Below are 6,384 nucleotides of genomic sequence, written 5' to 3'. Positions count from 1 at the left end.
GCGCGGTCCGTTCCGGCCGCGGCGGGAAGCAGATCGCCGCGGCCTGTCGCGCGTGGCGCGACGGCAAGGCGCTGAACGGCGAGCGCGAGCACCTCCTCGAGGACGCGGCGGGCGGCTCCTCCCGCGTCGGCGCGTACTGCGAGGACGTGCTGTCCACGTCGGACACCTCCGGTGCGTCCGGCGCGACCGGCACCGACGGGGGAGCCCGCAGCGGGAACGGCAACGGGAAGGCCGACGGTCGGAGCGACGGCCGGGGTCAGGGCCAAGGGCATGGTCAGGGCCAGGGCCGAGGTCAGGGCAACGTTGCCGACAACGGCAACGGCGGCAACAACGCGAAGAAGGACGACGACGGGAACAGCGGCAACAACGGGAACAGCGGCAACAACGGGAACGGCGGCAACAGCGCCAACGGCGGCAACAACGGCAACGGCGGCAAGAAGACCCCATGACACCGCCCCTGACCTGCCCTTTTGTTGGCCGTTGAACTTTCCTCCCCGGCCGGTGTGACACTTTCGGCCCTCGTGACGCAGTAATGAGTGAGCCGACTGGTCATCGGCTGTCGCACGGAGCCGGGGTTCCCCCCGTACCCACGGCTCGTGCACCTCGGCGCGGGCGGGACACGTTCCCCCGGTCCCGCCCGCGCCCCGTCTCACCAGTGAACGACGACCTTGTCGCCGTTCCGCACCTGCTCGTACAGCCGTGCGATCGCCTCCTCGTCCCGTACGTTGACGCAGCCGTGCGAGGAGCCGGCGTATCCCCGCGCGGCGAAGTCGGCCGAGAAGTGCACGGCCTGTCCGCCGCTGAAGAACATGGCGTACGGCATGGGCGAGTCGTAGAGCGTGGACACATGGTGCCGGGACTTCCAGTAGACGTGGAAGACACCCTCACGGGTCGGCGTGTACTCGGAACCGAAGCGCACCGGCGTCGTCGACACCGTCCGCCCGTCGATCATCCAGCGCAGGGTGCGGCTGGTCTTGCTGATGCACAGCACCCGGCCGGTCCGGCAGCGCGCGTCGGGCGCGTCGGCCGGCTGGCCGCCCATCAGATACAGCTCCCACTTGCCCGGTTCGCGCGTCATGCCGAGCAGCCGCTGCCAGGTGACGGAGTCGGTCACCCCGGTCCTCGGCAGTCCGCGCCTGCCCTGGAAGCCCCGGACCGCCTCCGCCGTCAGGTCGTCGTACGTCCCCGTCGGCCCGTGGAAGATCCAGGCGACCTGCCGCAGCCGGGCCTGGAGTTCGCGTATGTCGCGCCCGGAGTCGCCGGGGGACCACAGCACGCGCGGTGCCGGGGCGCCGGAAGGAGGGGAGGACTTCCCGCCGTCGTCGTCCGGAGCCCGTGACGGTGACGCGGACGGCGTCCGGCTCGGCACCTCTATGCGCACCGGCGACCTGTGTTCCCCGCCCGCCCCGGCGGGCTGCACCGTGCAACCGGCCGCACCACCGGCCAGCGCGGCCAGGGCCGTCAGCGCCGCGACGGCCGCGATTCCCTTCCTCCCCATGCCCGTACTACGCACACCGGCCCCCCGTCGTCTCACCGGCCGCGCCCGGCCGTCACCTGAGATGTTCCCCGGACGTGACCTCCGACGAACAAAGGGGCATGGTGGTGAGTGGCCGGAAGACGACCGCCGAGGTGGTGCTGTGAGCGGGGTCCCACCGAAGCTGTGAGGAAGGTCCCAGCGTGCGCCCCTCCACCGGGCCGTACGCGCACCGCTACAGTCCGTCGAAGGGTCGGCCCGTGCCGACGAGGAACTGACGGGTACCGGACGAGCGAATCGAGCAACGCTGCTCAGCGGGAGGCATCACACCATGGCGCGCGAGTCGGAGTCCGGTCTGCCCATCGAACCGGTCTACGGGCCGGAGGCTCTCAAGGGCTGGGACCCGGCGGAGAAGCTGGGCGAGCCGGGAGCGTACCCCTTCACCCGGGGCGTGTACCCGACGATGTACACGGGCCGGCCCTGGACGATGCGCCAGTACGCCGGTTTCGGCACGGCGACGGAGTCCAACGCCCGCTACAAGCAGCTCATCGCCAACGGCACGATGGGCCTGTCGGTCGCCTTCGACCTGCCCACCCAGATGGGCCACGACTCCGACGCCCCGATCGCGCACGGCGAGGTCGGCAAGGTGGGCGTCGCCATCGACTCGGTGGACGACATGCGGGTGCTGTTCGGCGGCATCCCGCTGGACAAGGTGTCGACGTCGATGACGATCAACGCCCCCGCCGCCCTCCTGCTGCTCCTCTACCAACTGGTCGCCGAGGAGCAGGGCGTTCCGGCCGACAGGCTCACCGGCACGATCCAGAACGACGTGCTGAAGGAGTACATCGCGCGGGGCACGTACATCTTCCCGCCGAAGCCCTCGCTGCGCCTGATCGCCGACATCTTCAAGTACTGCCGGGCCGAGATCCCGAAGTGGAACACGATCTCGATCTCCGGCTACCACATGGCCGAGGCGGGCGCCTCTCCCGCGCAGGAGATCGCGTTCACCCTCGCGGACGGCATCGAGTACGTCCGCACGGCCGTCGCGGCCGGCATGGACGTGGACGACTTCGCCCCGCGCCTGTCCTTCTTCTTCGTGGCCCGTACGACGATCCTGGAGGAGGTCGCCAAGTTCCGTGCGGCCCGCAGGATCTGGGCGCGGGTGATGAAGGAGGAGTTCGGCGCGAAGAACCCCAAGTCCCTGATGCTGCGCTTCCACACGCAGACGGCGGGCGTCCAGCTCACGGCCCAGCAGCCCGAGGTGAACCTGGTCCGCGTCGCCGTCCAGGGCCTGGGCGCGGTGCTCGGCGGCACGCAGTCGCTGCACACCAACTCCTTCGACGAGGCGATCGCGCTCCCGACGGACAAGAGCGCCCGGCTCGCCCTCCGTACGCAGCAGGTCCTCGCCTACGAGACGGACGTGACGGCGACCGTCGACCCCTTCGCCGGTTCCTACGTCGTCGAGAAGATGACCGACGACGTCGAGGCGGCGGCGCTGGAGCTGATGAAGAAGGTCGAGGACCTCGGCGGCGCCGTCAACGCCATCGAGCACGGCTTCCAGAAGAACGAGATCGAGCGCAGCGCCTACCGCATCGCCCAGGAGACCGACTCCGGCGAGCGCGTCGTGGTCGGCGTCAACCGCTTCCAGCTCGACGAGGAGGAGCCGTACGAGCCGCTCCGCGTCGACCCGGCCATCGAGGCCCAGCAGGCCGAACGCCTGGCGAAACTCCGCGCGGAACGCGACCAGCAGGCGGTCGACTCGGCGCTGACCGCCCTGAAGAAGGCGGCGGAGGGCGAGGACAACGTCCTGTACCCGATGAAGGAGGCCCTGAAGGCCCGCGCGACGGTGGGCGAGGTGTGCAACGCGCTGCGGGAGGTCTGGGGGACCTACGTGCCGAGCGACGCGTTCTGAGCCGCCTTCCCGCAGGCTGGGACACCCCTGGAGGGAGTGCCGCACCCTCGTGCGACACTCCCTCCATGTTCGGCGTCATCGACCTCCCCACCTACCTGGCGGGACTGATCCTCATCGTCCTGCTGCCCGGTCCCAACTCCCTGTACGTCCTCTCCGTCGCCGCCCGCAAGGGTGTCCGCACCGGCTACGCGGCGGCGGCCGGTGTCTTCACCGGGGACACCGTCCTGATGACGCTGGCGGCGCTCGGCGCGGCCTCGGTGCTCACCACGACGCCACTGCTGTTCCTGGTGGTGAAGTACGCCGGTGCCGCGTACCTGGCGTGGATGGCGTACGGCATGCTGCGCTCGGCGTGGGGCATGTGGAGGACGCGGGGCGAGCCGACGGACCCGGCCGGGGTGCCCGCCGTCCCGTCCGCCGACGAGCGCCCCTACCGCCGCGCGCTGGTCGTGTCGCTGCTCAACCCGAAGGCGATCCTCTTCCTGATCTCCTTCTTCGTGCAGTTCGTCGACCCCGGTTACGCCTACCCCGCGCTCTCCTTCGTCGTCCTCGGCGCCCTGCTCCAGACGGCCAGCTTCCTGTACCTGTCGCTGCTGATCTTCGGCGGCACCCGCCTGGCCGACGCGTTCCGGCGCAGGCGGCGGCTGGCGGCCGGTGCCACCTCGGCGGCCGGCGCCCTGTTCCTGGGCTTCGCGGCGAAGCTGTCGCTGGCGAGCGCGTAGCGGTCAGCGCCCGCCGAACCGGGCCAGGTACTCCGGGAGCCCGTCCGGCGTGTCCCCGGCCCAGCCCACGTAGCCGTCCGGGCGGACGAGGAACAGCCCCGTGCCGTAGGTCTCGTGCGCCGGGCCCTGCACCAGCCGTACGGCGGCGGACGGCGCGGGGGCGGACGTGCCCAGCGCCAGCAGGGTCCAGTGCGGCCCCCGGAACGCGTCGAAGAGGCGTACGCCGTTCACCGTGGCGTCCGGGGCCCGGTCGCCCGCGCGCACCGGGCCGGGTGCCGTCCGCGTCTCCGCGGTGAGCGTCGACGCGGGGTAGCCGAGGTCCAGTTGCCGGGTGGCCCCGCCCCGTCGCGTCTCACCCCGGTGGATGCTGGTGGTCAGGCCCAGCATCTGCGCGGCGATCGGGCGCCGCTCCTCCTCGTACGTGTCCAGCAGTGCCGCCCGAGCCCCGTCGCCCAGGACCGCGCCCAGCTTCCAGCCCAGGTTGTAGGCGTCCTGGACGCTGGTGTTGAGGCCCTGGCCGCCGGCCGGGGAGTGCACGTGCGCCGCGTCGCCCGCGAGGAAGACCCGGTCCACCCGGAACCGGTCGGCGAGCGCGGCCCGCGGCCGGAAGTCCGAGGCCCAGCGGACCTCCGTGACGTCCTCGGCGGCGAGGTGCGAGCGGGCGGCGACGACCTGCCGTACGCCCTCCGGGGAGAGGTCCACCTCCGCGCCCTCCGCGAACCGGGCGACCAGCTGGAAGTCCTCCGTCCCGGCCAGCGGGCAGATCGCCAGGAGGTCCTCGGTCCCCTCGCCCTGGGGGAAGAAGTGCCAGTTGTCCCGGTCCAGGCCGGTGATCCGCACGTCCGCCACCAGCGTGGGGAACGGATCCACCTCCTCCCCGGTCATGCCGACGCCCACCGCCCGGCGCACCACGGAACGGCCGCCGTCCGCCGCGACGAGGTACCGGGCGCGCACCGGCCCACCGGAGGCGAAGTGCGCGGTCACGCCCTCCGGGTCCTGGGCCACGCCGGTGACCTCCCGGCCGAAGGCGACCTTGCCGCCGAGCTCCTCCAGGCGCTCCAGCAGGATCCGCTGGGTGCGCCACTGCGGGACCATCCACGGCTCGTCGTACGGCGAGTCCTCGCTCGGCCCGGCCGGTTGTTCGAACACGTGGTGCTCGCGGAGCCGCTCGCCGTTCCGCCAGATCATGCCGGCCGGGTAGCCGCCGCCCACCGCGTGGATCGCCTCCAGGACGCCCAGGTCGTCGAAGACCTCCATGGTGCGCGGCTGGAGCCCCTTGCCGCGCGAGCCGGGGAACAGCTCGTCCGCCCGCTCCACCACCAGCGCGGGGATCCCGCGCCGGGCCAGGTCGATGCCGAGGGTGAGGCCGGCCGGCCCGGCGCCCACGATCAGCACATGGGTGTCGCTCATGATCAAGTCTCCTTAACGTTGTTAAGTGGCCTGCCCTGTGAGCGTGTCCCTAACGGTGTTAAGTTGTCAAGCGTGAGTTCGGAACGACGTGCCCCCCTGGACCGCCGACGGGTCGCCGACACGGCGCTGAGACTGCTGAACGAGGTCGGCCTGGACGGCCTGACGCTGCGCGTGATCGCCAGAGAACTGGACGTCAAGGCGCCCGCCCTCTACTGGCACTTCAAGGACAAGCAGGCGCTGCTCGACGAGATGGCGACGGAGATGATGCGGCAGATGACCGCCGAGCTGACCACCCCGTCGGCCGGCGACTGGCGGGAGGCGCTCCGCCTGATGATGGGCGGCCTGCGCGAGCACCTGCTCCGCTACCGCGACGGGGCCAAGGTCTACGCGGGCACCCGCTTCACCGACCTGTCGTACGCCGAGCCGATGGAGGCCGGCCTGCGGACGCTCACCGACGCGGGGTTCACCCCGCCCGCCGCCGCCCGCGCCTGGTTCACGGCGTACAGCTACACCATCGGATACGTCATCGAGGAGCAGGCGATGGGGCCCGACCCCGCCACCGGGGCCGACGGCTACGACCTGGACGCCCGCGGGGAGCGCCTGGCCGCCCAGCCGCTCGCCGCACAGGCCGGGTACGAGATGTTCCGGGACCACCAGGCCGGTTTCGAGGCGGGGCTCGCCGCGGTCGTCGAAGGCATCGCGCTCACCCTCCGGGAGCGCTGACGGCACCCGGACCCGTCACCACCGGGGGCCGCCGCGCGCCGGCGACTGCCGTGCCGGCGGCTCCGGTCCGGCGGTTTCGTGCCGACGGCTCCGGCCCGGCGGGTCCGTCTCCTCCGCCCCGGGCCGGACCCCGCACGTCGGCACGG

5 protein-coding genes and 1 pseudogene are annotated in these 6,384 nt (G+C 72.0%); 4 read left to right on the top strand and 2 right to left on the bottom strand.

All coding sequences use genetic code 11. From position 1 onward, the window contains the following. Positions 1-449 (top strand): annotated as a pseudogene (locus B7767_RS46435) (hypothetical protein); the annotation flags it as partial. A gap of 200 nt (positions 450-649) precedes the next feature. On the opposite strand, the gene B7767_RS19455 reads toward B7767_RS46435, so the two are convergent. Next, on the bottom strand, positions 650-1,498 hold the full coding sequence (locus B7767_RS19455) for a L,D-transpeptidase family protein (protein ID WP_085573299.1): 849 nt from the start codon (positions 1,496-1,498) through the stop codon (positions 650-652). 307 nt (positions 1,499-1,805) lie between these two features. On the opposite strand from B7767_RS19455, the gene B7767_RS19450 reads away from it, so the two are divergent. Both B7767_RS19450 and leuE read left to right on the top strand, forming a co-directional pair. Continuing rightward, complete coding sequence (locus B7767_RS19450) at positions 1,806-3,386, top strand: methylmalonyl-CoA mutase (protein ID WP_085573298.1); 1,581 nt, start codon at positions 1,806-1,808, stop codon at positions 3,384-3,386. Positions 3,387-3,451: 65 nt separating this feature from the next. Then, entirely contained in the window at positions 3,452-4,105 is a 654-nt protein-coding gene (gene leuE, locus B7767_RS19445) for a leucine efflux protein LeuE (RefSeq protein WP_085573297.1), read from the top strand. 3 nt (positions 4,106-4,108) lie between these two features. On the opposite strand, the gene B7767_RS19440 is transcribed toward leuE, so the two are convergent. Continuing rightward, positions 4,109-5,515 (bottom strand): FAD-dependent oxidoreductase, encoded by a 1,407-nt coding sequence (locus tag B7767_RS19440; protein WP_085573296.1) that lies wholly within the window; start codon positions 5,513-5,515, stop codon positions 4,109-4,111. Between the two features lie 72 nt (positions 5,516-5,587). Here B7767_RS19440 and B7767_RS19435 point away from each other — a divergent pair, with 72 nt between their 5' ends. Beyond that, the gene (locus tag B7767_RS19435) at positions 5,588-6,238 is read left to right on the top strand and encodes a TetR/AcrR family transcriptional regulator C-terminal domain-containing protein (protein ID WP_085573295.1); all 651 of its coding nucleotides are present in this window, start codon (positions 5,588-5,590) and stop codon (positions 6,236-6,238) included. The last annotated feature ends 146 nt before the right edge of the window (positions 6,239-6,384 follow it).

Origin of the sequence: Streptomyces sp. 13-12-16, from assembly GCF_002114215.1 — a bacterium.
Taxonomy (GTDB): Bacteria; Actinomycetota; Actinomycetes; order Streptomycetales; family Streptomycetaceae; genus Streptomyces.
The sequence above is the reverse complement of the archived record's forward strand: the minus strand, read 5'-3'. Positions and strand labels throughout refer to the sequence as shown.

Bases quoted from the DNA above. Each gene is read 5' to 3' on its own strand.
- B7767_RS19450 (WP_085573298.1), top strand. From the start codon at position 1,806: ATGGCGCGCGAGTCGGAGTCCGGTCTGCCCATCGAACCGGTCTACGGG.
- leuE (WP_085573297.1), top strand. From the start codon at position 3,452: ATGTTCGGCGTCATCGACCTCCCCACCTACCTGGCGGGACTGATCCTC.
- B7767_RS19455 (WP_085573299.1), bottom strand. From the start codon at position 1,498: ATGGGGAGGAAGGGAATCGCGGCCGTCGCGGCGCTGACGGCCCTGGCC.
- B7767_RS19440 (WP_085573296.1), bottom strand. From the start codon at position 5,515: ATGAGCGACACCCATGTGCTGATCGTGGGCGCCGGGCCGGCCGGCCTC.